We start from the raw sequence: 25,075 nt of genomic DNA, 5'->3' as shown, positions 1-25,075 counted from the left end.
GAAGGTTTATCATCATGTTCTCGCGTTACAAAAAATCAGATGCTACCCCCAAGACACCCTCGAAAGAGGTTGCCGCTGTCGCGGCTCCGGCCCCGAAAGCAGTGGCCGCAAAGTCGATGCGCAGGGCGGACGCGAAAGCGCCAATCGCGCCGGCAGATGTGATTGCGCAAGATAAAGACCTCAAGCGTCGCCAACGGTTGGAGCACGTCCGCTCCGAGTTGCACCACCGCTTGCTCGACAACCTGAACCTTGCAGCGCTTGAAAACGCGCCGGAAGCGGACCTGAAGTCCGAGATCGTCGCCATCTGCGCCGAGGGTCTTGAGGAAATGTCGGTCATTCTCACCAAGGATGAACGCCAGACCCTCCATTCGGAACTCTTCGACGAAGTCACGGGCCTTGGCCCGCTCGAGCCGCTTTTGAAGGACGACACCGTCAACGATATTCTGGTCAACGGCCCGAACCGCGTGTTTGTGGAGCGCGACGGGAAGCTGTCGCTGACCAACACGCGCTTCAAGGATGAAAAGCACCTGCTGCGGATCATCGACAAGATCGTGTCCGCCGTGGGTCGCCGCGTCGACGAATCCAACCCTTACGTCGATGCGCGCTTGAAAGACGGCTCCCGCTTCAACGCCATGGTCCCGCCGATCGCGGTGGACGGCTCATTGGTGTCCATTCGTAAATTCAAAAAAGAGAAGCTGGCGATTGACGATCTGGTCAAATTCGGCGCCTTCTCCGAGGAAATGGCCGCGTATCTGCAAGCCGCAGTTGCCTGCCGCCTGAACGTCATCGTATCCGGCGGTACAGGTTCCGGTAAAACGACAACACTGAACGCGCTGTCCTCCTTCATTGATAACTCCGAACGCATCCTGACGATCGAGGATACGGCGGAACTTCAACTCCAGCAGGTCCACGTGGGCCGCATGGAAAGCCGCCCCGCAAACGTGGAAGGCAAAGGCGCCGTATCCCAACGCGACTGCCTGAAAAACGCCCTTCGGATGCGCCCCGACCGCATCATCGTGGGGGAAACACGTGGTGAAGAAGTTATCGACATGTTGCAAGCCATGAACACGGGCCACGACGGGTCGATGACTACGATCCACGCCAACTCCGCACGTGACGGCGTGTCGCGCTTGGAAAACATGATCGCGATGGCGGGTATCGAGATGCCCATCAAAGCCGTGCGCGCGCAAATTTCGTCGGCTGTGAACCTCATCGTGCAGGCATCGCGCCTGCAAGACGGCTCGCGCCGCATGGTGTCCATCACCGAGATTACCGGCATGGAAGGTGACGTTATCTCCATGCAAGAGGTCTTCCGCTACCAGCGTCTGGGCCTGCAGCCCGACGGGAAGATCATTGGCCAGTTCACCCCAACAGGCGTGCGCTCGCATTATTCCGACCGGTTCAAGCAGTGGGGCTACGACCTACCTGCGTCGATCTACGAACCAGTCGCAGCGGAGTAACCAGTTATGGAAATCAGTTTCGAGCCAATTCTGTACGGCATAATCTTTGTCGCCGTCCTGATGTTGATCGAGGGCATTTACCTCGTTGTCTTCGGCAAATCGATCAGCCTGAACAGCAAGGTGAACCGTCGCCTGGACATGATCCAGAAAGGTGGCTCGCGCGAAAAGGTTCTGGAACAACTCCGCAAAGAGATGAACCAGCATATGAATTCGGGCAGCATCCCGCTCTATTCTATGCTGGCGGACAAGGCCCTGCGCGCCAACATCGCTTTCACACCGACGGCTCTGATTGGCATGATGTTCGTTCTGGCGGGCGTCATTTTCGCGGTTCTAAGCCAGATGACCGAGGCCACCGCCCCTGTGCGCGGCATCATCGCCCTCGCGATGGGGATCGGCGCGGTTTATGTCTGGGTGAACAACAAGTGCAAAAAGCGCCTCGCCTTGATGGAGGAGCAACTGCCCGACGCGATTGAGCTGATGGTGCGCTCCCTGCGTGTAGGCCACCCGTTTGCCTCCGCGATCAACATCGTCGCCAAGGAAGTCGCGGACCCGCTGGGCACCGAATTCGGCGTCATTGCGGACGAATCCGCTTACGGCCGCGACGTGTCCGAAAGCCTGAAACATTTGGCCGAACGCATGGACATGCAGGATCTTCGCTTCCTCGCGGTGGCCGTGACCATTCAGCAAACCTCAGGCGGTAACCTTGCTGAAATCCTGCACGGCTTGTCACAAGTTATCCGCGCCCGCTTCAAGCTGTTCCGCCGCGTAAAGGCGATCACGGCGGAGGCCAAATGGTCCGGCATGTTCCTGTCGATGTTCCCGCTGCTTGCGCTGGTCGGCATCAACATCATGGAGCCGAACTATTACGCAGAAGTGAAAGAGACCGAATTTTTCATTCCCGCATGTATCGTGGTGGGCGTCTTCCTTGTGGTGAACATGGTTTTCATGCGCATCATGGTCAACATCAAGGTGTAATGAGATGCAATTTGTAGAGACAATCAATGCCATCTTGGTGGAAAACCTCGGCGAACTCGGCCCCCTGATCGCGGTTGGGATGCTGGGCTTCATCATGGTCCTAGTTACCCTGCCGACGATGCTCCAAAAGAAGAAAGACCCGCTGGACCGTATCCGCGAGGAAGCAAAGCGTGCGTCCGCCCGTTCCAAGGGTGACAACTCTTCGCTGCGCGCGGCCAACGGCACCGACAAGCTGGACAAATTCGCCAACTTCCTAGAGCCGCAAGACGTGGAAGAGCTGCAGGGTATGAAGCTCAAGCTGCTTCAAGCGGGCTACAAACAAAAGACCGCGGTGCGTACCTTCCACTTTGCACAGTTCGCGCTTGGTGTGCTCTTTCTGACGCTCGGCCTGCTTTACGTGTTGATCCTTGGTGGCGACGACATGTCCACCCGCGACCTGATCATTGCCATCATCGTTCCGGGCGGCGCGGGCTATTACCTGCCGAAGTACTGGATTGAGCGCCGTCGTCAGGAACGTCAGGAAGAAATTGAATCCGGCTTCCCCGACAGCCTCGACCTGATGCTTGTTTGCGTCGAAGCCGGACAGGCGTTGGACCAATCGATCATCCGCGTGGCCGCCGAAATCCGCGCGGGCTACCCTGCCCTTGCAGATGAATTCCAGATGGTGGCGAACGAGATGAAGGCCGGTAAGGACCGGATCACCGTGCTACGTGACATGGCCGAACGCGCTGGCGTGCCGGACGTGTCCAGCTTCGTGACCGTGCTGATCCAGTCCACCAGCTTCGGTACATCCATCGCAGACGCGTTGCGCGTCTACGCGGCAGAAATGCGCGATAAACGCGTGATGCGGGCGGAAGAGAAGGCAAACGTGTTGCCGACCAAGCTCACGCTCGGAACTATGATGTTCTGTTTGCCGCCATTGTTGATTATTTTGATCGGCCCGTCGATCTACGATATATATAAGAACCTAAACGGCGGTGGGTAACGAATGCATAAATGGGTGGGCGCAGTAGCAGTTGGACTGATCCTCGCAGGCTGCGAGGAGAAGACCGCCACCCTTGCGCAGGGCGACAGCCCGTTTCCGCCAACCGGTGACGTCACCCGCCTGCAGTCCGTCGATGGTCTCGCCGTGGGGCACCGCCTTATGGCCGCCGGACAGTTTGAACTCGCCCTAAAGGCCTATCTGCGCGCCGCAGGGGAGCAAGGAACCACCGTTGATGTGCTGAGTGCGCTCGGCTCGGTCAACCTTCGCCTTGGGCGTCTTGGGCAATCCGAACAGCTGTTACGCCGCGCCATAAAAACCGACCAAACCTTTGTTCCTGCGTGGAATAATCTCGGCGTTGTCCTCATGGACACCGGTCGCGTCGGCGAAGCCAGCCGCGTGTTCAAAACCGCCTTTGCGCTCGATAGTGGCAAATCTGACGAAATCAGGGAAAACCTGCGCCGCGCGCTCGCTAAAATCGAAAACCCTGCCTATACTTCAGAAAAAGACGAAAGAGCCTTTGACTTGGTGAGACGCGGGAACGGCCGCTACCTGTTGCTACAGGCGCCCTGATCACAAGGCCATTGAGAGCAGAGTAGAGGACGCCAAATGCGCCACATAAAGACAGGAATGCTGTGTCTTATCAGCGTCGTAGCACTTGCCGCTTGTGATAAAGATGGTAAGGGCGAGTACAGCAAGACACTCAAAAACGTCAATGTTATTGACGAGAGCAATCTCAACAACATCATGCTGACCGTCGCGGACCCCAACGAAGCCGTGGTCTACTTCCAGAAGGCTGTGACGGAAGAGCCTGACCGTTTGGACATGCAACGCGGCCTCGGCCAGTCGTTGCTCCGCGCCAAACGCGCGACAGAGGCCGGTGTGATCTGGTCCAAAATCGTCAAACATCCCGATGCCACCAACGACGACCGCGTGTTCTACGCCAACGCGCTCGTGCGCCAAGGCGAATGGAAAAAGGCGGAAAAGGCGCTGGATGCAGTTCCACCGACCTATGAGACCTTCGAGCGTTACCGCTTGGAGGCGATCATCGCCGACACCAACAAGGAATGGAAGAAAGCCGACAGTTTCTATGAAACCGCCGTTGGCCTGACCACCACGCCTGGCACTGTGCTGAACAACTGGGGTTTCTCCAAACTGTCGCGCGGTGACTATGACGAGGCGGAACGCCTGTTCGGCGAAGCAATCACCTACGACCCTTCGCTGTTCACTGCCAAGAACAACATGGTGCTGGCCCGTGGCGCGCGTAAGAACTACACGCTGCCGATCATACAGGTCACACAGGTGGAGCGCGCGCAATTGCTACACACAATGGGCCTGACCGCGATCAAGCAAGGTGACATCGAAACCGGCAAAGCATTGCTGGACGAAGCCATCGAGACCCATCCGCAGCACTTTGAGGCAGCTATCCGCTCCTTGCGCACACTCGAAAGCTAAGATCATGACGACTTTTGCGTTATGGGCCCTGCCCCTTGCGACCCTCATTTGTCTGTGGGTCGCATGGAGCGACCTCGCCCGCATGAAGATCCCTAACAAGGCCGTTATAGCCCTGCTCGTGGTCTTCGCAGCAGTTGGTGCAGTAACCCTGCCGTTCGATGTCTACGCGTGGCGCTATGCGCATTTCGCGGTCATTCTCGTGATTGGCTTCTTGATGACAATCACCGGCCTCATCGGCGCGGGCGACGCAAAGTTCGCCGCCGCTATGGCCCCCTTCGTGGCCTTGTCCGGCATCACGACGGTTCTGGCGATCTTCTCTGTGACGACCATTCTGGCCTTCATTTTACACCGCGTGGCCCGCGTTAGCGGCGCGCGCAAGCTTGCGCCCAACTGGGAGAGCTGGGAGCGCATGCGCGACTTCCCGATGGGGCTGCCGCTGTCCCTAACTTTGGTGTTTTACCTCGTTCGCGTCGCCTTTTTCTAAGGCCGCGCGTACAGGATATACAGCTCCGTGCGGCGCAGCTCTTCCAAGACGTCGCCGCGCGCCTCAACCTCAGCCAAGATAGACCTGCGCGCGCTCGGCGTGGTTGGACAGGTGGGCACCAGCAGGTAGTCGGCGTTGTCGTATCCCGTCAACTTCCCGTAGTACCACGGGGCCGCGCCAACCGTTGGCTCCAAGCCGCCGAACATCCAGAACCCGCCGAACGTATCCGCGACGAACACCGATTTTCCGTCCGACAAACCTGCCTTATCCAGATCACGTGCAATCGCGTAAGACACACCAACCATGCCCAATTCCTGGCGACATGACGGTAGCACCTCGCCTTGGAATTCCGGCTCCGACCTGCGGTCTGCCAGATCATTCAGGTAGGCAAACTCTTCGCTCTCAAACACCGCAGGGTGGCGCTCCAGAATGTTATTGGCACGCTCTTTCTTGGTGTAAATGTCTCCGTGAGTTTCGGCCAGCGGCCCACTTTCAAACAAGGGGCCATATGCTTCTGCCTTTGCGACGAAGTGATGCGCCGGGCTGATGGCCATGTTGTAAAACGACGGCCCAATCAACGCGCAGGCCACAACGGCCAAGGCGATCACCTGCGGCGTCCGCGCCACCGCCAGCATCATCACCGCAAGCAGCGCCAGCCATTTCGGATCGTTACCAAAATTCTGGAACGTCACATAGATCATCCCGACACCAAGCAACATCACCACCAACCCGAAAGGCGGGTTCAGCCCGCGCCGCAGGACTACAACCGACAAGAACAGCACGGCCGTGCCCAAAATGTAGTGCGGTGCCAGCAGCAAGGTGCCCAAGTCAACGCCCGCGCGGGGGCGAATGTCGGTACTCGCCACCAATGCAAGGTCGGCGATATATGCGGGCCACATGGCCACGCCCCCAATCAGAGTTAACGCAACCGCGAATAGCGCTACAACGCCCGTTGCCACCGCCATAGCTTTCCACTGCCCGCGCATCGCCAAGGCCGCCGCGACACCCGGCACGAAGGCCACGCCATATGTGATTTTTCCCATCGCAAGGAAGCTGAACGCCACGCCCATGATGATCCCGTCCAGCCAAGCATTGCTGGCATGCTTCGGCTCCAGCGTCGCGATCAGGATCGCAACGAAGGCAAAGGCCCACGCCCAACGGTTGTAATGCATGGACATCGACAGTGACGGCACGGCCTCCCCGTGGACCATCGCCAGCGTCATGATCATGACCAAAGCGCCCACGCCGTAGGCCATGCCGCGGCTGAGGCGACTGCGCCCCACCCAGAACACCATCGGCACCAAAAGCAGCGCCACGGCAATCTGCGCCCAAACAATCGCAGCGCCAATACCGAAGCCAAGCCATACGAAGGCAACAATTGGCAGGAATCCAAGCACGCCCAAAGGCGTCACGAAATCCACATGCGGCCATTGCCCTTGGGCCATGCGCATCACGATCTCGGTGAGATGGAGCGTGTCGCCCTCGTGCCGGTCCACATAAAGCCCGCCCTTCGCGAGGGCCATGCCCCCCATCAGCGCGACCAATCCTAATAAATAAACAAGAAAAAGCCTTGCTCCGGACTTATCCAAACCGTTGTCCATATGCATCGTCCCCATGTCCCGCTCTAAAATGGCGGCGTTGATTTTGGGCAAAGCTACCGCAGCGCAACCGGTTTTAGAAGCAGGATCGTTTTTGTTGTTTGGACAGCTTGAAATTGGTAAACTAGGCGAAAGGATGCCGGAAACTCGGCACACAGGGCAGAGCACATGAATATACAGACAACCACGGGCGTTCAGGCACCGGCCTCCCCAAAGTCGTTGAAAGACACCGGTCTTAGCATCGTTATGATGCGCGATATTTTGTTGAAAACAATTTTCCGCAAAAACTTGGAACATGTTTCCGACATGTCCGAAGCCATCTGCCTGTCCCTTGGGTTGACCCAGCAACTGGTCGAAATCGCACGCGAGCAAAAACTGATCGAGGCGCAAGGCACCCTGCACGCAGGTTCCGGCTCTGAGATGGCGTTCCAGCTGTCCGATGCCGGCAAATCGCGCGCCTTGGACGCGCTGTCGCAATCGGAATACTACGGCGCCCTGCCCGTCCCGCTCAGCATGTATAAAGAGCAGGTGAAGCGCCAGTCGGTCCGCAACATCCAGATCACCCGCGAGAAGCTTTTGTCGAACATGGGGCACCTCATTCTGCCCGATAACCTGCTCGATGATCTGGGCCCCGCCGTTAGTTCGGGCCGCTCCATCCTGCTCTATGGCCCTCCCGGAAACGGTAAATCCGCCATCTCCAACGGTATCCGCGATGCCTTAGGGGATATGATTTACATCCCGCAATGCATTGAATATGCTGGACAAGTTGTGACGCTCTTTGATCCGATTGTGCACACCCCTATCGCGCCGGAGGCGACCGAAGTCGGCTCCTCTTTGCGCCGCACGGACAACCGCTATGACAAGCGCTATCTGATGTGCGAGCGCCCCACCGTTATGACTGGTGGTGAGTTGATGCTCAGCATGCTCGACCTGAACTACAACGCCACATCGCGCACCTACCAAGCCTCGCTTCAGCTAAAAGCGACCGGCGGCGTCTTTATCGTGGATGACCTTGGGCGGCAGGAAGAGCCCCCACAGGCGCTGATCAACCGATGGATTGTTCCTATGGAGGCGGAGTACGACATCTTGGCCCTGCAATCTGGTGAAAAGTTCGAAGTGCCCTTCGACACGCTCGTGATTTTCTCGACCAACTTCCACCCGAATGAAATGTTTGATGGCGCGGCTTTGCGCCGGATTTTCTTCAAGATCAAGATTGACGGCCCCACGCAGGAAGAATTTCTGAAGGTCTTCGCTATGGTCGCCAAGAAGAAGAAAATGCCTCTGAACGAGGACGCCCTCATCCACCTGCTAAAAGTCCGTTACCCCGGCATCGACAACGTCTACGCCAACTATCACGCGAACTTCCTGATCGACCAGATGATCGCCGTTTGCGAGTATGAGGGCATCCCGAACCAGATGACGCCCGAACTGATCGACCGCGCATGGGCCAACATGTATGTGATCGACGAAGAGATTAAGCACTAATTACAGGGCAGCGCATGGCCGCCCTGTAAGGCAAAATTGTGGCAAGTTAGGCGGTCAGCCCTTCCGGCTCCGGCAGGCCATTTGCGCGGCAGCACGCTGTCAGCGTGTTGGCCAACAGGCAGGCAATCGTCATCGGGCCAACACCGCCCGGAACGGGTGTGATCGCGCCCGCAACCGCAGCCGCACTTTCGTAATGCACGTCGCCCACAAGGCGGGTCTTGCCCTCGCCTTTTTCTGGCGCGTCCAAACGGTTAATGCCCACGTCAATCACCGTCGCCCCCGGCTTGATCCAGTCGCCCGGCACCATCTCGGGGCGGCCAACGGCTGCCACAACAATATCCGCGCGGCGAACAACATCCGGCAAATCCTTGGTGCGCGAGTGCGCGATGGTCACGGTGCAGCTATCGCCTAGCAAAAGCTGCGCCATCGGCTTGCCCACGATGTTGGAACGCCCGATGACAACGGCATCCATGCCCGACAGCGACCCGTGATGATCCCGCAGCATCATCAAGCATCCCAAAGGCGTGCAGGGCACCATGGACTTTTGCCCCGTCCCCAGCAGCCCCACGTTGGAGATATGGAACCCGTCCACGTCCTTGGCGGGGTCGATAGAGCCGATCACCAAGTCTTCGTTCAGATGCTTGGGCAACGGGAGTTGCACCAGAATGCCGTGAATAGTCGGGTCTTCGTTCAGGGATTTGATCACATCCAGCAGCGCCGCTTCGGTGGTGTCATCGTCCAGACGATGCTCCACCGACTTCATCCCTACCTCAACGGTCATTTTCCCCTTGGAGCGCACATACACTTGGCTGGCTGGGTCTTCGCCCACCAGAACAACGGCCAAGCCCGGCACCAGATCATGCTCCGTCGCCAGTTTACCCACTTCGGTCGCGACCTGCGCGCGCACCTTGGCTGCAAACGCTTTCCCGTCGATAACTTGTGCGCTCATGCCGTCTTCTCCATCGTTATTGAAAATTTTCTTGTCCGCCCATAGCACGGGCGCGGCGGCTTTCACCACCGCCGCGCCCAAACTGTCGCCCTAGAACAGGCCTTCGATTTCGCCCGCGTCGTTCAGCATGATCGCTTCGGCGGATGGCACCCGTGGTAGGCCCGGCATAGTCATGATCTCGCCGCAGACGACGACCACAAAACCGGCCCCCGCAGACAAGCGCACTTCGCGCACCGGCAAGGAGTGCCCGACCGGCGCGCCGCGCAGGTTCGGGTCGGTCGAGAACGAGTATTGCGTCTTTGCCATACACACCGGCAGGTTGCCGTAGCCAGCCTCTTCCCACTGGCGAAGCTGATCGCGGATTTTCTTGTCCGCCAGCACTTCGTCAGCACGGTAGATGCGCTTGGCGATGGTTTCGATCTTCTCCATCAGGCTCAAGTCGTCGGCATAAAGCGGGGCAAATTGCGATGCGCCGCTGTCCGCGATTTCCGCCACGCGGGTTGCCAGTTCCTTGATCCCTTCGGACCCATGCGCCCAGTGTTTGCACAAAATCGCTTCCGATCCCTGACCTTCAACATAGTCAACTACCGCCGCAACCTCCGCATCGGAGTCGCCGGAGAAGTGGTTGATGCCCACGACAACCGGCACGCCGAAGGATTTGACGTTCTCGATATGGCGGCCAAGGTTCGCGCAGCCTGCTTTAACAGCGTCAACGTTTTCGTCGCCCAGATCTGCCTTCGCCACGCCGCCATTCATTTTCATGGCGCGCACAGTCGCCACCAGCACCACGCAGTCTGGTGCCAATCCGGCTTTGCGGCACTTGATGTTCATGAACTTCTCGGCGCCAAGGTCGGCCCCGAAGCCCGCTTCCGTGACCACGTAATCCGCCAGCTTCAGAGCGGTCGTGGTTGCCACGACGGAGTTACAGCCATGCGCGATGTTGGCGAACGGGCCGCCGTGAACGAACGCAGGGTTGTTCTCCAGCGTTTGCACAAGGTTCGGCTGCATAGCCTGCTGCAACAGCACGGTCATCGCGCCGTCGGCTTTGATATCACGGCAATAGATAGGGGAGCGGTCGCGGCGGTACGCCACAATGATGTCACCCAGACGCTTTTGCAGGTCATCCAGATCCAGCGCGAGGCACAAGATTGCCATAACCTCGGACGCCACAGTGATGTCGAAACCGGTTTGACGCGGGAAGCCGTTGGCCACGCCGCCCAGCGACGTCACACAGTCGCGCAACGCGCGGTCGTTCATATCAAGCACGCGCTTCCAGACGACGCGGCGCTCGTCGATTTCCAGCTCGTTACCCCAGTAAATATGGTTGTCGATCATCGCCGACAGCAGGTTGTGCGCCGATGTGATCGCGTGGAAGTCGCCCGTGAAGTGCAGGTTCATTTCTTCCATCGGCACGACTTGCGCGTAGCCACCGCCAGCGGCCCCGCCCTTCATCCCGAAACACGGGCCAAGCGACGCCTCGCGAATACAGATCGCCGCGTTCTTGCCGATCGCGTTCAGGCCATCGCCCAGCCCCACTGTCGTGGTCGTCTTGCCTTCACCGGCTGGCGTCGGGTTGATCGCCGTCACGAGGATCAGTTTGCCATCCTTCTTGCCGCGCTGCGCCGCGATGAAGTCTGCCGATACCTTTGCCTTGTCGTGGCCAAATGGCAGCAGGTCCTCTGTTGGGATGCCCAGCTTGGCTCCAATTTCTTGGATCGGGCGTTTGGAGGCCTCGCGGGCAATCTCGATATCGGTCTTGAAACTCATGGTTGTCTCCCCTTGGCCGTCGCAAATACGCGGGCGGCGCGATTGTGTCCCTTCGCCTATATCGGGGTCACCGCGCGTCGCATCCCGCATTTCCGACATTTATGGGGCCGGAATCGGCCTCACCCGCCTTCAGGGTTTCAGATGGGAAACAGGCGTTGCGAATAGGGGGCCTCTGCCTAGACAGTCGGACCTTCACCGCGCCATGCCCGCTGCGCCGGAATATGCAGCGTCACGCTGTCCCCCACGCGCAGGGTGCCCTCGCGCTCCACCCATGCGGTGACGCCCCGTCGCCCTTTCGCCGCCTGTTTAAATGCCCGCCCGTGGCCCGGTGCGTCTTCGTCGATAACGGGCGCTGGCAGGTGGCAAGGCTGGTTTTCCATGTCGACAGTCAAAGTGGTTCCATCCGACATCTGCAACCGCGAGGACGGCGGCAGGTGGGTGAAATCGGGCAGCCCTTCAACGACAATGTTCGCGCCGCACCATTCGGGGTTGAACACCTCGACGCCCATCTCGGCGGCAACGGCGGCCATCTCCTCCGCCGAGACCACGCAAATCTGGCGGGTGTTCCTGATCACGGTGCCCTTCGGGTACTGCGTACGCACACGACTGCAAGAGGGCCGCATGGCCCCGCCGTGGTCCTCCCCCTCCAGCCCGTCAAATGTGGCCGCAAGTTCTGTCACTGCGGCGGAGCGCAGCGCCGCTGCCCGATCGGACACCACCCCCAGCCAAACAATTTTTCCAACGTGTTTTGTTTTGATCAATGCCGGCATCAGGTGGTCCTTCGGGTTGGTGATCCGCAGAGCATGCGCCATCGACGCACGGGACGTCCAGTCACGCAAAACAACGCTCTGCTACAAATGAAAACGCCCCACCAAATGGCGGGGCGTTTTAATCTTTGCGCGATACGCTCAGCCTTAGGACGACGGCTTAGGCTCCATCCCGCCATCAGATTTCGGCGTCTTGGTTTTGCGCGTCTTCGGGATCGCGGCCACGGAGGTTGTGCCGCTATCGGGCGTGTCGTCTTCCTCGTCGTCACCACGGTTCAGCGGTTGCCCCGAAATCACTTTGTTGATCTCTGAACCAGTCAGCGTCTCGTACTCCAGCAGGCCCTGCGCCAGCCGTTCCCACTCCTCGTTTTTCTCGGTCAGGATGCGTTTCGCCGTCTGGTAGCCCTCGTCGATCAGCTCTTTGACCTTCTGGTCGATGATCTTCTGGGTCTCTTGCGAATGGCTGGTGCCACCACTGTAAGATCCCAAATGCGATTGCTGCTCGTTGGCGTAGTCAACGTGACCCAACTCCTCGGAGAAGCCAAACTGCGTCACCATAGCCCGTGCAATTTTCGACACCTGTTGGATGTCGGACGTCGCGCCGGAGGTCACGTTTTCGGGGCCGAATTTCAGCTCCTCCGCAACCTTACCACCCATCGCCATAGCGATTTTGGAGGTGTATTTGGTGCGCGACACAGACAGTTGGTCACGTTCCGGCAGGCTCATCACCAGACCAAGGGCACGGCCACGTGGAATAATCGTCGCCTTGTGGATCGGGTCATGCTGCGGCACGTTCAGGCCCACAATCGCGTGACCAGCCTCGTGGTATGCTGTCAGCGCTTTTTCGTCCTCGGTCATCACCATGGAACGACGCTCCGCCCCCATCATGACCTTGTCTTTTGCGCTCTCGAAATCTTCCATTGTCACAAAGCGACGGCCGACGCGGGCTGCCATAAGCGCGGATTCGTTCACAAGGTTCGCCAGATCGGCCCCCGAAAAACCGGGGGAGCCACGGGCGATGATGCGCAGATCGACATCCGGCCCCAGTGGCACCTTACGCGCATGCACGCGCAGGATTTTCTCACGGCCCTTAATGTCGGGGTTCGGCACTTGAACTTGGCGGTCAAAACGGCCCGGGCGGAGCAGCGCGGGGTCCAGAACATCCGGCCGGTTGGTCGCGGCGACGATGATGATGCCTTCGTTGGCCTCGAAGCCGTCCATCTCAACCAGCAGTTGGTTCAACGTTTGCTCACGCTCATCGTTGCCGCCGCCGTAACCCGCCCCGCGGGAGCGGCCAACAGCGTCGATCTCGTCAATGAACACGATGCAAGGCGCGTTTTTCTTCGCCTGTTCAAACATATCACGAACGCGCGAGGCACCAACACCAACGAACATTTCCACAAAATCGGAACCGGAAATGGTGAAGAACGGCACGCCAGCTTCACCAGCAACAGCACGCGCCAGCAGCGTTTTACCAGTGCCCGGAGGGCCCACCAGCAATGCGCCTTTAGGGATCTTACCGCCCAAACGGCTGAATTTTTGCGGGTTGCGCAGGAACTCTACGATCTCTTCCAGATCGTCTTTCGCCTCGTCGATGCCGGCGACGTCGTCGAATGTGACGCGGCCTTGCTTTTCGGTCAGCAACTTAGCCTTGGATTTACCGAAGCCCATCGCCCCGCCTTTGCCGCCGCCTTGCATCCGGTTCATGAAGAAAATCCAGATACCGATGATGACAAGGAATGGCAGCAACGTGCCAACATAGGCGAGAATACCGTTTTGCTCTTGGCTCTTGGCCTCAACCGCCACTTTGTTTTCCAGCAACACGGGGGTCACATCAACGCCGGTTGGCTTGATCGTGGTGTACCGCTCACTGCCGGATTGGATGATGATGTTTTCGCCGTCCAACGTAACTTTGCTCACGTCGCCCGCCTCAACCCGCTCGATAAAATCGGAGTAAGGGATCGTGCGGGAGTCAGCTGCGGTTTGACCGCCGTTGAACAAGTTGAAAAGAGCGAGGATCAGTAAAAACAATACGACCCAGAAAGCGATGTTTCTCGCGTTGCCCAAGGGAAATCTCCTAAATCAGCTCGGCTTCGACGCAGACACTTACGTCGCTTACAGCCCTTGGTGTTAAAATAGGGATAAGTGGCGCAGGTTCAATGCGATAAAACAAACTCTATGTACGCATCGTCACTCTGTTTCAGCTCCAGATGCCAATCGTCCGACAATCCGTGCAGTGGCGCGGCACAAAGCGCGTCGCCATCCCACACGGACGCAAGCGCCAAAACCGCGTGGCGCGGCAACCCTATGTCCCGCCAGTCACCGCCCCATTGAGCCAAGCCTGCTTCACCCAACGCGCGCATTTCGGTGGTGTCACTATGGGGGCCGTCCGCCCGCCAGCGACCATCCCAAAGACCCTTGGAGGGGGCGCGAAGGTCAGCAATTACACCGTATTCACGTCCCACACGTAGCAGGCCGTCATTGGCGTATATGACGCAGCCGTGAAGCTGTGATTTCTGGCGCAAATCCGCCAAAACCCGCCCCAGCTTGCTACCGCGCGGCGGGTACTCCCGCCCCGCAACGAACTGCAAGGCGCAATTCAACAGCCTGCGTTGCGACTCAGGCGAGATATCCCCGACCCATTCCGCATCAAAACACAGATCGCCACGGTCTATCTTGAACCGGCCTTGCACCGCGCGGGCAAGGTCCGCGTTCACATCGCGGCGGGTGGCTTGCAGGTTTCCTAAAGATGCCAAAACCTGCTCTGGCAAGATGCCCGCCGCCGCCAACGCATCCATGTTTTGGCGCACCTGAATGCGGTGGTAACTCGGGTCGTCGTTGCTTGGGTCATCGCTCCACGATACCCCCGCCTCCCGCAACATATCGCGCAAATCGCTGCGGCGCGTATCTAGTAGCGGGCGACAAAAGCGGACGCCGTCATAGATGAACTCGGGCCGCATCCCTGACAGCCCGTCTAATCCAGCCCCCCGTGATAGCCCCATCAGGAACGTCTCTATGTTGTCGTCGCCCGTGTGCCCAAGCGCCACAGCGTCCACGCCCGCCCGCACAGCCCATTGCGCGAGCAAGCCGTAGCGCCCACGCCGCGCCTGATCTTGGAAGTTGCCCTGCCCGTCCCAGCGCCACTGCAACACCTCATGCGGCACGCCGTGACCTGCACAAAACGCAGCGACAGCATCAGCCTCTGCGGCGGCTTCTTCGCGCTGGTTGTGGTTCACCGTCGCCGCCGCCAGCGAAACGCCCGCGCGCAGCAACAGATGCAGCAGCCCCATGCTATCACCGCCGCCGGACACGGCGACGCCAAGCACCCCGTCCGGTGCGATACTGCTTAGAAAATCGTCACGAAGCGTCGGCGCGATCACTGGCAGCCGAGGTTGCGCATGGAAGAATTCGCCGGAAGCACCTGATCAGAGCCAGGGTAGCGCACGCCGACTTCTTGCAGCATCAGGCAGGCTTCCTCCGCTTGGCCCAATTCGTATAGGGACAGCCCCAAACGGAACAACGCCTCTGGCGCGCGCGGCGCGTCGGGGGAGCCGGAGAAGCTTTCCAGATAGGCACGTGCCGCGTTGTTCCAGTCGCCGGACTGCGCCAAGGCTTGCCCACGGTAGAAATACGCGTCGGCGGCTAGCGGGCCGCCCGGGTAGGATTCATTAAAGGTCGCAAACTTTTCAGCGGCGCCTTGAAAGTCACCGGCTGCGAGCGCCTCCTGCGCCCGCTCAAAGTCTTGTCTCTCGGACATTGCAAGTTCGGCCCCACCCGTGTCCGGTGTGGACGCAGGCGCGACGGGCGCAGCCGGTGCCGCCCCCGCATCCCCGCCCAAAGTGGGCGTTTGACCGACAGAGCCTAGGTCGCAGCCCTCTTCCAGCTCACACAGGCGAAATTCCAGATCGCCCACGCGGTTGGTGCCGTCTGTCACCACACGGTTAATGCGGTTCTCAAGGCTTTCCGTCTTGGACGTGAGCTTGGCCAAGGACGCCTCGATAATGTCGATGCGTTGCAGGGTGTCACCGGTGATGGTCAAACCACCGGTGTTGCCGCCCGCCAATTCGGCGCGCAGCTGCACGATCGACGCATTCAGCTGCCCCAGCTCGGCGCGAATATCCGCAAGGCTCGAGTCCTGTGCGGCCAGCGGCCCCACGCTCAAAGCGAAACTCAAACACATTAGTACCTTGCGCATAATCTTAGCCTATCAGCTGCCAACACCAGCGGAGATCACCGTCACCGCACGACGGTTCTTCGCATAACAGGCTTCTGTTGAACAGGCCTCCAGCGGACGCTCCTTGCCGAAGGTCACCGTACGCAGGCGGCTGTCGGCAACGCCGTTCGCCACAAGATAGTCGCGGGCGGCGGCGGCGCGGCGCGCGCCAAGGGCAAGGTTGTATTCACGGGTGCCCTGCTCGTCGGCGTGGCCTTCGATGATGGCGGTGTAGCTTGGGTTCGTGGTCAGCCAGTTGGCTTGCTGCGCCAGCGTGCTACGCGCGGTGTCGTTGATCGTGGACTGGTCCACGTTGAAAAGCACCGTGTCGCCGATGGTCTGGCTAAAGTAAGCGGGGCTGTTCGGGTCCAAGGCGGAGGTGGAAATGCCGCCGTTGTCAAACCCGCCAGCGCCTGCGCCACCGGCAGTGTCGCCGCTACGGTCAAACGGGCTTTTGGCGCAGGCGGCCAGCGCCAGCGTGGTGGTCAACAGGGCAACCTTGGTAAGCGTCTTCATCGGTGTGATCCTTATGGGTCATATATGTTGGCTCGATTGCGCCGAAGTTAGCATGTTTAGGGCGCAATGGGAATCGTGTGGTTTACTTCAGCAGTGGCGACCAGCTTGGGTCCGACGCATTCGCTTGCACGGCCTTCAGGTTACGCCCCGAAATGTCGACCGAATACAGCGTGGACGATCCGGCCGATCCGGCGGTCTCGCGGGTGAACATGATAACGCGACCGTTCGGTGCCCATGTCGGGCCCTCGTCAAGGAAGGACGCCGTCAGCAACCGCTCCCCCGATCCGTCCGTGCGCATCACGCCAATGTGGAACCGTCCGCGGTTTTGTTTGGTGAAAGCCACCAGATCCCCGCGCGGCGACCAAACAGGCGTGCCATAGCGGCCCTGCCCGAAAGAAATGCGCGTGGCCTCGCCGCCGTTGGCGTCCATCACATAAAGCTGCTGCGTGCCGGAGCGGTCGCTTTCAAACACGATCTTCGTGCCATCAGGCGAATAGCTGGGCGCAGTTTCGATTGCGGGGCTGGAGGTCAGCTGCGTGCGCTGCCCGCTGTCCAGATTGAGGCGGTAAATATCCGTGTTCGACCCAGTGGTGAGGGAGAACACAACGTCCTGCCCGTTCGGAGCAAAGCGCGGGGCAAAACTCATCGTGCCCGGCTGGTCTTGCAACACGCGCCGCCCGACAGAGGCCACATCCAGCACGTAAATCTTCGGGAAGCCGCTCTCGTACGACGTGTAGATCACGCGGTCGCCGTTGGGCGAGAAACGCGGAGCCAGCACAATTGCCTGCGCATCCGTCAGGAACTGCTGGTTGGCCCCGTCGTAATCCATCACGCCCAAGCGTTTTAGGCGGGCGTTCTTCGGGCCGGTCTCTGCCACATAAACAACGCGGCTGTCGAAATAGCCGCCCTCGCCAGTGATCCGCGTATAAACCGCGTCCGCCACCTTATGCGCCATCCGACGCCAGCCGTTGGTGGAGCCCACAAATTGCAGCCCCTCGCCCATTTGGTCCTCAGAGAAAACGTCAAACAGGCGGAATTTCACGACAATCTGGCCGTCATTGGTTGTGCTGACAGCCCCCGTGACCAAGGCCTGCGCGTTGATCGCTTTCCAGTCCGCATATTGGACGGGGCTCTCAAAACTGGTGATCTGGCTGATGTAGGCGTCTTGGCTGATCGCACGAAACAGGCCGGAGCCTTGCAAGTCAGCAGCCACCACCGACGCCAGATCGCGCGCGTATTGCTCTGCGCCCGCGGTCTCCGCGATGAAGGCGGGGGCGGCGAAGGGCAGCGGCTCGATATTCGGGCTGTCCAGCTCAATGCGCAAAGGCTCCGCCTTCGCAGCGGACAGCGTCATGACAACAGCCAGACAGGTGAGGATCATCTTGAACATGGTCTTATCCTTTCACGAAGGCGGCGTTTTGCAAGGCATTCACGCCCCGCCCAGCCGTACTTCGGCGTATTTGCGCCATTAAGGTCATCTTATTTCTTTGTTCGTCGCGTTGAAGCTGACTTCCACTTCACGCCATTGGTCATATTTGTCGAGGGGAAGGTTATAGCCACTTGCCCCGCAACGGATGATCGCGCGGCGCGCTGCCTCATAGGCCTTATCCACCGCAACGCCGCTGCCGCCTTTGGACGAGATCAGCTTGATCGAGCCGATAATCGGCTTGGCGTCCTGCTCCATCTGGAAGCCGACCACCACCGAAACGGCCAGCGCATCGGTGCCCAACGCCCCCACATTCCAACACTTCTGGATGCCCAGAATGAACGCGCCCTTTTCTTGGCTCGTGATGGGCGATGACGTGCCGCCACCGGGGTTGGCGTTGTTGGGCTGCGCCGTCTCGCTGTTCGCTTCGGCCACGGCGTCGGCGATGCTGTCCGCAAGGCTCGGCGCGGATGTCGTGGGCTCAGACTCCGTCGCTGCGGGGGCTTCAGCCACTTGCGGCGCAGGGCGCGCAGGCGGCGTGGGCTTGCGGCCCGGTCGCGTGGACAACGTCGGTGCGTGGGTCGCGGGTTCATCCGCTTCGGTCACGATCTCCGTCGTGGATTCCTCGCGTGCGGTTTCTTCCTGTGCCTCTTCCACGGGTGTCGGCTCCGGCGCGGGGGCGCTTGCGGCCTGATCCTCGTCAGCGATTGCAACCTCTGGGTCCGGCTCCTCGACGACTTCGTCGGCGATCCGCTCCGCAGGGCGCGGCACGGGCCGCGCGTCAGGGTCGATCAAAGTAGCGCCCGGATCGCCGTCCACTTCAGGCGCTTCGGCCTGTTCGGGTTGGACTGGGGCTTCCACCGCCTCCTGCACAGGGGCTGGCGACTCCGGCACAACAGGTTCTTCCGGCGCGACGTCCGGCGCGGGCGGGGCGGGCGCAGGTTCAGGTGGCGGCGTGCTTGGTGCAGCCGGCTCTACCGCTGGCGCGGGTTGATCCACCTCTACGGGTGTTTCAGGCGCTGGCGGCAACTCCCCCTCACCGGGGGATTGCGCTTGCATAGCTTCAAACTCTTCGCCCGAAATGATGGAGACATTGCTGACCTCCACATCCAGATCGGTGTCACGCGACACGAAAAAGCCCCCTAAAATCAGGTAGAGGATAAAGGCCGCGTGGCCTGCGCCGGAAACATAGGTGCCCGTATTTGGAGACATGCGCATAAGGCGCTACCCATCCTGCCCATCAAGCGATGGGCCGCCGGTGTCCGTCACCAAACCGATGTTGGAAAATCCGCCCTTGTTCAACGCGCCCATCACTTGAACGACGCGCTCATAAGGGATCGCGCCGTCGGCACGCAGGAACACCTTGTCGTTGTCGCGCTCTGCGGCAATGGCACGTAAACGGCCAATCAGCGCGTCGTCTTCAATCTCTGTGTTCTGGATAGACAGTTGCCCGCTGGCCTCAATGGTGATGGTCAACGGCTCTTCTTGCTCTGTCGGCAACGCGGAGGCTGCCGTCTTCGGCAGTTCCACCGGAACGCCCACCGTCAGCAATGGGGCCGCGACCATGAAGATGATCAACAGCACCAGCATCACGTCAACGAACGGTGTGACGTTGATTTCTGACATGGGCTTTGCGCCGCCCTTGCGCCGCTTGCCCCGACGACCGCCCGAAGACGCGCCTTGAATGACACCGCCCGCCATCGCTCAGGAATCCAGCTGGCGCGACAGGATGGTGGTGAATTCGTCGGCAAACGCCTCGTAGCCCGACATGATGCGGTCCGCGTCTGTCGACAGTTTGTTGTAGAAAATAACCGCTGGGATCGCGGCCACCAGCCCCAAGGCCGTGGCGACAAGCGCCTCCGCGATGCCAGGCGCCACAACCGCAAGGTTGGTGTTTTGCGCGATGGCGATTTCCTCAAACGCGTTCTTGATGCCCCACACGGTCCCGAACAGCCCGATAAACGGCGCGGTGGAGCCGACGGTGGCAAGGAACGTCAAACCGTTGTTCAGGTTCTCTTCAACCTTCGCGATCGCCACATCCATGGAGCGGTCAATCCGCGCGGTCGCCCCCGCGATCAGCTGGCCATCGTCCTTATGGGAGCGCTGCCACTCCGACATGCCTGCGGCGAAGATACGTTGCGATGCGCCCTGCGGGTCGCTGCCCACTTTGTCGAACAGCTCATCCAGCGGTTCACCCGACCAAAAGGCGCGGTCAAACTCGGCGGCAGAGGCACGGGCTTTGCGGAAGTTGATAAACTTCTGCACGATGATGGCCCAGCTCCAGAACGACGCCCCGATCAGCATCAACATGACCAATTTAACTACGAATGTTGCCCGCCAAAAAAGCGCCGTGACTGAAAAGTCAACGTCGCTGGCTAGGCCGATTGCCTCAGCTTCCATAAAACCTGCTCGCCTTGTTTTTACCGCTTTGTGCGGCTTGATTGGCTACAAGATAGCCGCAACGCCACCGCATTGCTATATTCCACGTCAGATGGGTATAAAAATTCCTGTTACCGTTGCATCAACTGGCGAATATCCGCCGGAAGCCGCTGCGGACGCCCGTCCGCGCCGATGCAAACAAGGGTAATCAGCGATTTGAACAGCACCGCGTCGCCACGGGTGACATCTTGCGTGAGCGTGATCCGCGCCGCCGAGATGACTTGAACCTCTGTCACCACATCCAGCATGTCGTCGAACTTGGCCGACGCAAGGTAATCCGCCTCCACGCGGCGCACCGCAAAGACGATGCCATGCTCCGCCTTAAGCGCCACCTGATCCACGCCGATCTCGCGCACCCACTCGCTGCGGGCCCGCTCGATGAACTTCAGGTAGTTGGCGTAGTAAACGATGCCCGCAAGGTCGGTGTCCTCGTAGTAGACGCGCACGGAAAACCTGTGTGGCATGTCAGTCCCCTGCCTCAATCATGGCGCGAATTTTGACGGCTTTCTCGAAGTGGTCAAGCCGGTGCGTCTCGATCCACCAGCGCGCCGCTTCCATCAGCAACTCGGGCGTATCGTTCCTATTGGCGAAGAACGCGTAAAACGACAGGCCGACGCCCGCGCCCTTCTTGGCGATCTTGTCCGTGCAGATGGCAACGGCTTTGCGGCGCAGCTCTGCCCTCACGCCACCAACATCCCGACACGCGCCGCCATGCGCAACGCGTGCGATGTGTCTTCCGCCGCGACGGGCATGACCGGATCGTAGGCCGCGCGGATCACATTCGCCACGTCCGGCTTCAAAATCGCCACGTTGTCACCAGTCAGCGCCAAGGGGGAGGTACTGGCGAACGCCGCTTCCGACCACAGCAGAACGGATTGCACCGCCTGCCCCAGACACAGCGTGTCCGCAGGCAGCTCCGACATCGCAGCGTCCATGCGCAAGAACAAGAAACAAGCCTTGATCCCGCCGTCGTCGTCAAACCGGAACAGCCGGTATTGATTGGCGTCCGCAGATTTCAGCCGGTCCACCAAAGGTGCGAGCTCTGGGATCATCCGGTCCAGATTGGGGGTATCCGCCAACTCCTGCCAGTCACACACGAAGAACACCATGAAGTTCGCGCCGAGTTCTGGATCAGTCTCCGCCATCTCGTGTTTGGCCAACCGGCACACCGCCTCTATCGCGTCCTTAAAGACCGAGACCGCGCTGTCCTCCACCCCGAACACCACGGGTGCTATGGGGCGGCCCCAGCGGGCGAACTTATAGGTGCCATCTGCACGGGTGAACATCTGCTCTACGCTTTGCGCCGTTACTTCGAAAACCACGGGAATGTCTATCCTTCAAACAAGTCGTTTCGCATTTGCGGCGCTTCCAACCCCAGATGGGTCCACGCCTTTTGCGCCAGCATCCGCCCGCGCGGGGTGCGCTGTATCAGACCTTGTTGCAGCAGGTAAGGCTCAATCACCTCTTCCAGCGCGTCACGGCTTTCCGACAAAGCCGCCGACATGGTCTCGATCCCCACAGGGCCGCCTTGGTAATTTTCGGCCACCAGTCGCAGATAACGACGGTCCGCGCCGTCCAAGCCCAGATGATCCACGCCCAACCGTGTCAACGCACTATCGGCCAGCGCCCGCGTGATCTTACCGCCGCCTTCAACAACCGCAAAATCCACCACCCGACGCAGCAACCGCCCCGCAATACGCGGCGTGCCGCGGGCGCGTTTGGCAATCTCCGAGGCTCCGTCGTCCTCACAGGGAACACCCAGCATCCGTGCGCCACGGCGCACAATCTCATGCAATTCGCTCTCGGTGTAAAACTGCAAACGCGTCGGGATGCCGAAGCGGTCGCGGAGCGGCGTCGTCAGCAGCCCCAGCCGCGTGGTCGCCCCCACCAGCGTAAACGGCTGCAACTCAATCCGCACGGTGCGCGCGGCGGGGCCTTCACCGATCACCAAGTCCAGCTCGAAGTCCTCAAGCGCCGGATAGAGGATCTCCTCCACCACGGGGTTAAGGCGGTGGATCTCGTCGATAAACAACACGTCGCGGGCTTCCAGATTGGTCAGGATCGCCGCCAGATCGCCCGCCTTGGCCAGCACGGGGCCAGAGGTCATGCGGAAGTTCACCCCAAGCTCACGCGCCATGATCTGCGCCAGCGTGGTTTTCCCCAAACCGGGCGGACCGTGAAACAGCGTGTGGTCCATCGCCTCGCCACGGGTTTTGGCGCTCTCGATAAACACCTTGAGGTTGGCACGCGCCTCCGCTTGGCCGATGAATTCGTCAAGGCCTTGCGGGCGCAAGGCGCGGTCCGCATCGCCGGGGCGCAGTTCTGGGCGCAATGTTGGGTCAGGTTCGTTCATATATATCTCTATGCAGCACTGGTCGGCACTCTTCCAGTGCAAGCGTTACGCGCTAGTCTTTCGGGGCCAGCAGCTTTAGCGCCGCGCGGATCAGCGCGGCGGTGTCACTTGCACCCTCGCCCGCCGCCTGCGCCACCGCGCTGGCCGCATCCCCGTGGGCATAGCCAAGGTTGGTGAGCGCCGACAATGCCTCCGCCTGCGTCGACGCATTGGCGGGTGCGACCGCCTCTATCACGTCGTCATTCTCCGGCGCGGCCACAACCTCGCCTTGCGCGGCGGCCAGACTGCCGCCCATCGCCATCACCTTCGGCGCCTTGTCCTTCAACTCCAGCACCACCTTCTGGGCCGTCTTAGGACCGATGCCCTTCGCCGCTTTGATCGCGTTCCAATCCCCCAAAGTGACCGCCCGCGACACGCCGTCCGGCCCCAGCGTGGACAAAATCGCCATCGACGCCTTCGCGCCGACGCCTTGCACCGTCATCAACAAGCGGTGCCATTCTTTCTCTATCAATGTGGTGAAGCCGAACAGTTGCAGCAGGTCTTCGCGCACCAGCAACTCGGTAAACAGCGACACGGCCTCCCCGGGGCCGGGCAGCACCGCCATCGTGCGCTCAGAGCAGTAAACCATGTAGCCCACCCCCCCAACGTCGATCAAAACGTGATCCGTCGCGCGGTAGTCCAGACGCCCTGTGAGTTTTCCGATCATGCCCCTGCCTTCGCCAATGCTGCGCTTAATGTGTTGCCAGTTCGGGCGTGAAAGGCGTGGCACAGGGCTATCGCCAAGGCGTCCGCCGCGTCCGGCCCCGTTAAGATCACGCCGGGCAGTTGCATCTTAACCATATGCGCCACTTGCGTCTTATCTGCATGGCCCACGCCCACAACGGTCTTCTTGATCTTGTTGGGCGCGTATTCCCCAATGCTGACCCCCGCCTGCGCGGGCACCAACATGGCGATCCCGCGGGCTTGGCCCAGCTTCAGGGTCCCCGCGCCGTCTTTGTTCACAAATGTCTGCTCCACGCCGGCGGTCTCTGGCGCATAAAGCGCGAAGACGTCGCTCAGCTGGGCGTGCAAACTCAACAGTCGCTCCCCCAGTGGCGTTCCGGTTGAAGAGTGGCAGGTTCCGTTCGCCACATGCGAAATACGCGACCCGTCAGTGTCGATTACGCCCCATCCAAGGTTTCTCAACCCCGGATCAATCCCTATCACACGCATCGCTGCTCTACTTTTTTGTTGTTCTTTCGCCACAAGTAGCACGAAACAAGAACATTTGCCAAGAGCGCAGCGATACGCCAATTGCGACAGCCCGATGTCGCAATTGTTTCAAAAGCGACATCGGGCAGGCAAAATCGCCCCCCAAACGACCAATAGCGACACGAATGGCTGTCACGTTTCCGTCATATATTTAAGGGGTTTCGTTAACCTTACGACATATGCGCTTGGCGCATAGGGGGCATGCAATAATCTTTCTTGTGAGACTCCCAAGGGGGGCCTATCTGCCCCTCAGATACTCAAAACGCCCACGAATTGGGCACTCTTAAAAAAGGACGACTCGCATGGCTGTATATGAAACCTCCCGCTCGCTGAACGAAGGCGTCCGCGCCGACACTCGTGGCTTCTTCGCTTCCCTCTTCGGTGCCATCGCGGCATGGAACGACCGTCGCGTAACACGCAACGCCCTGTCCTCGCTGACTGCACGTGAGCTGGAAGACATCGGTTTGACACGTGGCGACATCTACAACGTCTAACGGCTGTAGCCTTAGGCTAGACGTTAGAAAGTCACCCTGCGGGGTGGCTTTTTTCGTATCTGGGGGTCAGTTGCCGCGCAGCAGTTTGTCCAAACCATTCGCAACGGCCCGCGTCGCGGGATCAGCATCCAGCAGGAACGCGGCGAAGACCTGAACGCTCGCGCCCTTCATCAGGGAGTCAATCCGCTGCTGGTATTCGTCACCGCCCAACTGCGCGTAGACGAAGCCTTTCAGGATTACAAAGATGGTCGCCCCGATCAAAATGCTCTTCACCGGCACAAGCTTTTTGCGGCGAGGCTTCACCACCTCAACCACAAGACCATCATCATTGACCTTGTGAACCACCCGCTTCTTGGGGTCGCTCTTCTGCTGAATCGCATTTAACCGCTCTATAAAGCGGTCTTTATTCACGTCTGACAAAGCTGCTTCCAGTGCTTATGAATTGCACATTTACAACTTTG

At 59.8% G+C, this 25,075-nt stretch carries 27 protein-coding genes; 8 read left to right on the top strand and 19 right to left on the bottom strand.

The window, feature by feature from the left end:
• Positions 1–14 precede the first annotated feature (14 nt).
• Genes BLW66_RS00865 through BLW66_RS00840 form a run of 6 tightly spaced genes read left to right on the top strand, consistent with a single transcriptional unit; the run spans position 15 to position 5,356 of the window.
• The gene (locus tag BLW66_RS00865; protein WP_089943576.1) at positions 15–1,460 is read left to right on the top strand and encodes a TadA family conjugal transfer-associated ATPase; all 1,446 of its coding nucleotides are present in this window, start codon (positions 15–17) and stop codon (positions 1,458–1,460) included.
• A 6-nt stretch (positions 1,461–1,466) separates the two neighbouring features.
• Complete coding sequence (locus BLW66_RS00860) at positions 1,467–2,435, top strand: type II secretion system F family protein (RefSeq protein ID WP_089943572.1); 969 nt, start codon at positions 1,467–1,469, stop codon at positions 2,433–2,435.
• Between the two features lie 4 nt (positions 2,436–2,439).
• Entirely contained in the window at positions 2,440–3,420 is a 981-nt protein-coding gene (locus BLW66_RS00855) for a type II secretion system F family protein (protein ID WP_089943569.1), read from the top strand.
• 3 nt (positions 3,421–3,423) lie between these two features.
• A complete protein-coding gene (locus BLW66_RS00850) occupies positions 3,424–3,990 on the top strand; it encodes a tetratricopeptide repeat protein (RefSeq protein ID WP_089943566.1) in 567 nt (188 codons plus the stop codon).
• 36 nt (positions 3,991–4,026) lie between these two features.
• Entirely contained in the window at positions 4,027–4,872 is an 846-nt protein-coding gene (locus BLW66_RS00845; RefSeq protein ID WP_089943564.1) for a tetratricopeptide repeat protein, read from the top strand.
• Between the two features lie 4 nt (positions 4,873–4,876).
• Positions 4,877–5,356, top strand: coding sequence for an A24 family peptidase (locus BLW66_RS00840; RefSeq protein WP_089943561.1), 480 nt, complete (start codon positions 4,877–4,879; stop codon positions 5,354–5,356).
• On the opposite strand, the gene BLW66_RS00835 is transcribed toward BLW66_RS00840, so the two are convergent.
• The gene (locus BLW66_RS00835; RefSeq protein ID WP_170833354.1) at positions 5,353–6,972 is read right to left on the bottom strand and encodes a hypothetical protein; all 1,620 of its coding nucleotides are present in this window, start codon (positions 6,970–6,972) and stop codon (positions 5,353–5,355) included. The genes BLW66_RS00840 and BLW66_RS00835 overlap by 4 nt on opposite strands.
• Before the next feature lie 150 nt (positions 6,973–7,122).
• Here BLW66_RS00835 and BLW66_RS00830 point away from each other — a divergent pair, with 150 nt between their 5' ends.
• Entirely contained in the window at positions 7,123–8,439 is a 1,317-nt protein-coding gene (locus BLW66_RS00830) for an ATPase (protein WP_089943555.1), read from the top strand.
• 46 nt (positions 8,440–8,485) lie between these two features.
• Here BLW66_RS00830 and folD read toward each other — a convergent pair whose 3' ends face one another.
• The 17 genes from folD to ruvC form a co-directional block, all read right to left on the bottom strand.
• Entirely contained in the window at positions 8,486–9,388 is a 903-nt protein-coding gene (gene folD, locus BLW66_RS00825) for a bifunctional methylenetetrahydrofolate dehydrogenase/methenyltetrahydrofolate cyclohydrolase FolD (protein WP_089945597.1), read from the bottom strand.
• 90 nt (positions 9,389–9,478) lie between these two features.
• Positions 9,479–11,155 carry a formate--tetrahydrofolate ligase gene (locus BLW66_RS00820; RefSeq protein ID WP_089945595.1) on the bottom strand — a complete coding sequence of 559 codons (1,677 nt, stop codon included), beginning with the start codon at positions 11,153–11,155 and terminating at the stop codon, positions 9,479–9,481.
• A gap of 176 nt (positions 11,156–11,331) precedes the next feature.
• A complete protein-coding gene (locus BLW66_RS00815) occupies positions 11,332–11,925 on the bottom strand; it encodes an MOSC domain-containing protein (RefSeq protein WP_089943552.1) in 594 nt (197 codons plus the stop codon).
• 144 nt (positions 11,926–12,069) lie between these two features.
• Positions 12,070–13,989, bottom strand: coding sequence for an ATP-dependent zinc metalloprotease FtsH (gene ftsH, locus BLW66_RS00810; RefSeq protein ID WP_089943549.1), 1,920 nt, complete (start codon positions 13,987–13,989; stop codon positions 12,070–12,072).
• A gap of 89 nt (positions 13,990–14,078) precedes the next feature.
• Positions 14,079–15,302: a tRNA lysidine(34) synthetase TilS gene (gene tilS, locus BLW66_RS00805; RefSeq protein ID WP_089943545.1), complete on the bottom strand. Its 1,224-nt coding sequence runs from the start codon at positions 15,300–15,302 to the stop codon at positions 14,079–14,081.
• Positions 15,299–16,117: a tol-pal system protein YbgF gene (ybgF, locus tag BLW66_RS00800; RefSeq protein WP_089943542.1), complete on the bottom strand. Its 819-nt coding sequence runs from the start codon at positions 16,115–16,117 to the stop codon at positions 15,299–15,301. The genes tilS and ybgF overlap by 4 nt, the downstream gene beginning before the upstream one ends.
• Before the next feature lie 12 nt (positions 16,118–16,129).
• Complete coding sequence (gene pal, locus BLW66_RS00795; RefSeq protein WP_089943539.1) at positions 16,130–16,651, bottom strand: peptidoglycan-associated lipoprotein Pal; 522 nt, start codon at positions 16,649–16,651, stop codon at positions 16,130–16,132.
• Between the two features lie 82 nt (positions 16,652–16,733).
• Positions 16,734–18,041, bottom strand: a complete 1,308-nt coding sequence (gene tolB / locus BLW66_RS00790) for a Tol-Pal system beta propeller repeat protein TolB (RefSeq protein ID WP_089943536.1) — start codon at positions 18,039–18,041, stop codon at positions 16,734–16,736.
• An 84-nt stretch (positions 18,042–18,125) separates the two neighbouring features.
• On the bottom strand, positions 18,126–19,289 hold the full coding sequence (locus BLW66_RS00785) for an energy transducer TonB (RefSeq protein WP_170833353.1): 1,164 nt from the start codon (positions 19,287–19,289) through the stop codon (positions 18,126–18,128).
• A 12-nt stretch (positions 19,290–19,301) separates the two neighbouring features.
• Positions 19,302–19,778, bottom strand: coding sequence for a protein TolR (gene tolR, locus BLW66_RS00780; protein ID WP_089943530.1), 477 nt, complete (start codon positions 19,776–19,778; stop codon positions 19,302–19,304).
• Between the two features lie 3 nt (positions 19,779–19,781).
• Entirely contained in the window at positions 19,782–20,477 is a 696-nt protein-coding gene (gene tolQ / locus BLW66_RS00775; protein WP_089943527.1) for a protein TolQ, read from the bottom strand.
• Positions 20,478–20,587: 110 nt separating this feature from the next.
• A complete protein-coding gene (gene ybgC, locus BLW66_RS00770) occupies positions 20,588–20,980 on the bottom strand; it encodes a tol-pal system-associated acyl-CoA thioesterase (protein ID WP_089943523.1) in 393 nt (130 codons plus the stop codon).
• Position 20,981: 1 nt separating this feature from the next.
• Positions 20,982–21,200, bottom strand: coding sequence for a DUF6500 family protein (locus BLW66_RS00765; protein ID WP_089943521.1), 219 nt, complete (start codon positions 21,198–21,200; stop codon positions 20,982–20,984).
• Positions 21,197–21,802, bottom strand: a complete 606-nt coding sequence (locus tag BLW66_RS00760) for a hypothetical protein (protein ID WP_089945593.1) — start codon at positions 21,800–21,802, stop codon at positions 21,197–21,199. Before BLW66_RS00760 ends, BLW66_RS00765 begins: the two co-directional genes overlap by 4 nt.
• A gap of 44 nt (positions 21,803–21,846) precedes the next feature.
• The gene (gene ruvB, locus BLW66_RS00755) at positions 21,847–22,869 is read right to left on the bottom strand and encodes a Holliday junction branch migration DNA helicase RuvB (protein WP_089943518.1); all 1,023 of its coding nucleotides are present in this window, start codon (positions 22,867–22,869) and stop codon (positions 21,847–21,849) included.
• A gap of 52 nt (positions 22,870–22,921) precedes the next feature.
• Entirely contained in the window at positions 22,922–23,575 is a 654-nt protein-coding gene (gene ruvA / locus BLW66_RS00750; RefSeq protein ID WP_089943516.1) for a Holliday junction branch migration protein RuvA, read from the bottom strand.
• Entirely contained in the window at positions 23,572–24,081 is a 510-nt protein-coding gene (ruvC, locus tag BLW66_RS00745; RefSeq protein ID WP_089943512.1) for a crossover junction endodeoxyribonuclease RuvC, read from the bottom strand. The genes ruvA and ruvC overlap by 4 nt, the downstream gene beginning before the upstream one ends.
• A gap of 341 nt (positions 24,082–24,422) precedes the next feature.
• On the opposite strand from ruvC, the gene BLW66_RS00740 reads away from it, so the two are divergent.
• A complete protein-coding gene (locus tag BLW66_RS00740) occupies positions 24,423–24,614 on the top strand; it encodes a DUF1127 domain-containing protein (protein ID WP_089943509.1) in 192 nt (63 codons plus the stop codon).
• 66 nt (positions 24,615–24,680) lie between these two features.
• Here the strand turns inward: BLW66_RS00740 and BLW66_RS00735 are convergent, their stop codons facing one another.
• Positions 24,681–25,034, bottom strand: coding sequence for a hypothetical protein (locus tag BLW66_RS00735; RefSeq protein ID WP_089943506.1), 354 nt, complete (start codon positions 25,032–25,034; stop codon positions 24,681–24,683).
• Positions 25,035–25,075 lie beyond the last annotated feature (41 nt).

The sequence above is a fragment of the Litoreibacter albidus genome, assembly GCF_900107015.1.
Classification (GTDB): Bacteria; Pseudomonadota; Alphaproteobacteria; order Rhodobacterales; family Rhodobacteraceae; genus Litoreibacter; species Litoreibacter albidus.
The sequence above is the reverse complement of the archived record's forward strand: the minus strand, read 5'-3'. Positions and strand labels throughout refer to the sequence as shown.

Excerpts from the sequence above, each read along its gene's own strand:
- BLW66_RS00865 (WP_089943576.1), top strand. The coding sequence starts at position 15 with ATGTTCTCGCGTTACAAAAAATCAGATGCTACCCCCAAGACACCCTCG.
- BLW66_RS00860 (WP_089943572.1), top strand. The coding sequence starts at position 1,467 with ATGGAAATCAGTTTCGAGCCAATTCTGTACGGCATAATCTTTGTCGCC.
- BLW66_RS00855 (WP_089943569.1), top strand. The coding sequence starts at position 2,440 with ATGCAATTTGTAGAGACAATCAATGCCATCTTGGTGGAAAACCTCGGC.
- BLW66_RS00850 (WP_089943566.1), top strand. The coding sequence starts at position 3,424 with ATGCATAAATGGGTGGGCGCAGTAGCAGTTGGACTGATCCTCGCAGGC.
- BLW66_RS00845 (WP_089943564.1), top strand. The coding sequence starts at position 4,027 with ATGCGCCACATAAAGACAGGAATGCTGTGTCTTATCAGCGTCGTAGCA.
- BLW66_RS00840 (WP_089943561.1), top strand. The coding sequence starts at position 4,877 with ATGACGACTTTTGCGTTATGGGCCCTGCCCCTTGCGACCCTCATTTGT.
- BLW66_RS00835 (WP_170833354.1), bottom strand. The coding sequence starts at position 6,972 with ATGGGGACGATGCATATGGACAACGGTTTGGATAAGTCCGGAGCAAGG.
- BLW66_RS00830 (WP_089943555.1), top strand. The coding sequence starts at position 7,123 with ATGAATATACAGACAACCACGGGCGTTCAGGCACCGGCCTCCCCAAAG.
- folD (WP_089945597.1), bottom strand. The coding sequence starts at position 9,388 with ATGAGCGCACAAGTTATCGACGGGAAAGCGTTTGCAGCCAAGGTGCGC.
- BLW66_RS00820 (WP_089945595.1), bottom strand. The coding sequence starts at position 11,155 with ATGAGTTTCAAGACCGATATCGAGATTGCCCGCGAGGCCTCCAAACGC.
- BLW66_RS00815 (WP_089943552.1), bottom strand. The coding sequence starts at position 11,925 with ATGCCGGCATTGATCAAAACAAAACACGTTGGAAAAATTGTTTGGCTG.
- ybgF (WP_089943542.1), bottom strand. The coding sequence starts at position 16,117 with ATGCGCAAGGTACTAATGTGTTTGAGTTTCGCTTTGAGCGTGGGGCCG.
- pal (WP_089943539.1), bottom strand. The coding sequence starts at position 16,651 with ATGAAGACGCTTACCAAGGTTGCCCTGTTGACCACCACGCTGGCGCTG.
- tolB (WP_089943536.1), bottom strand. The coding sequence starts at position 18,041 with ATGTTCAAGATGATCCTCACCTGTCTGGCTGTTGTCATGACGCTGTCC.
- BLW66_RS00785 (WP_170833353.1), bottom strand. The coding sequence starts at position 19,289 with ATGTCTCCAAATACGGGCACCTATGTTTCCGGCGCAGGCCACGCGGCC.
- tolR (WP_089943530.1), bottom strand. The coding sequence starts at position 19,778 with ATGGCGGGCGGTGTCATTCAAGGCGCGTCTTCGGGCGGTCGTCGGGGC.
- tolQ (WP_089943527.1), bottom strand. The coding sequence starts at position 20,477 with ATGGAAGCTGAGGCAATCGGCCTAGCCAGCGACGTTGACTTTTCAGTC.
- ybgC (WP_089943523.1), bottom strand. The coding sequence starts at position 20,980 with ATGCCACACAGGTTTTCCGTGCGCGTCTACTACGAGGACACCGACCTT.
- BLW66_RS00760 (WP_089945593.1), bottom strand. The coding sequence starts at position 21,802 with ATGTTCACCCGTGCAGATGGCACCTATAAGTTCGCCCGCTGGGGCCGC.
- ruvB (WP_089943518.1), bottom strand. The coding sequence starts at position 22,869 with ATGAACGAACCTGACCCAACATTGCGCCCAGAACTGCGCCCCGGCGAT.
- ruvA (WP_089943516.1), bottom strand. The coding sequence starts at position 23,575 with ATGATCGGAAAACTCACAGGGCGTCTGGACTACCGCGCGACGGATCAC.
- ruvC (WP_089943512.1), bottom strand. The coding sequence starts at position 24,081 with ATGCGTGTGATAGGGATTGATCCGGGGTTGAGAAACCTTGGATGGGGC.
- BLW66_RS00740 (WP_089943509.1), top strand. The coding sequence starts at position 24,423 with ATGGCTGTATATGAAACCTCCCGCTCGCTGAACGAAGGCGTCCGCGCC.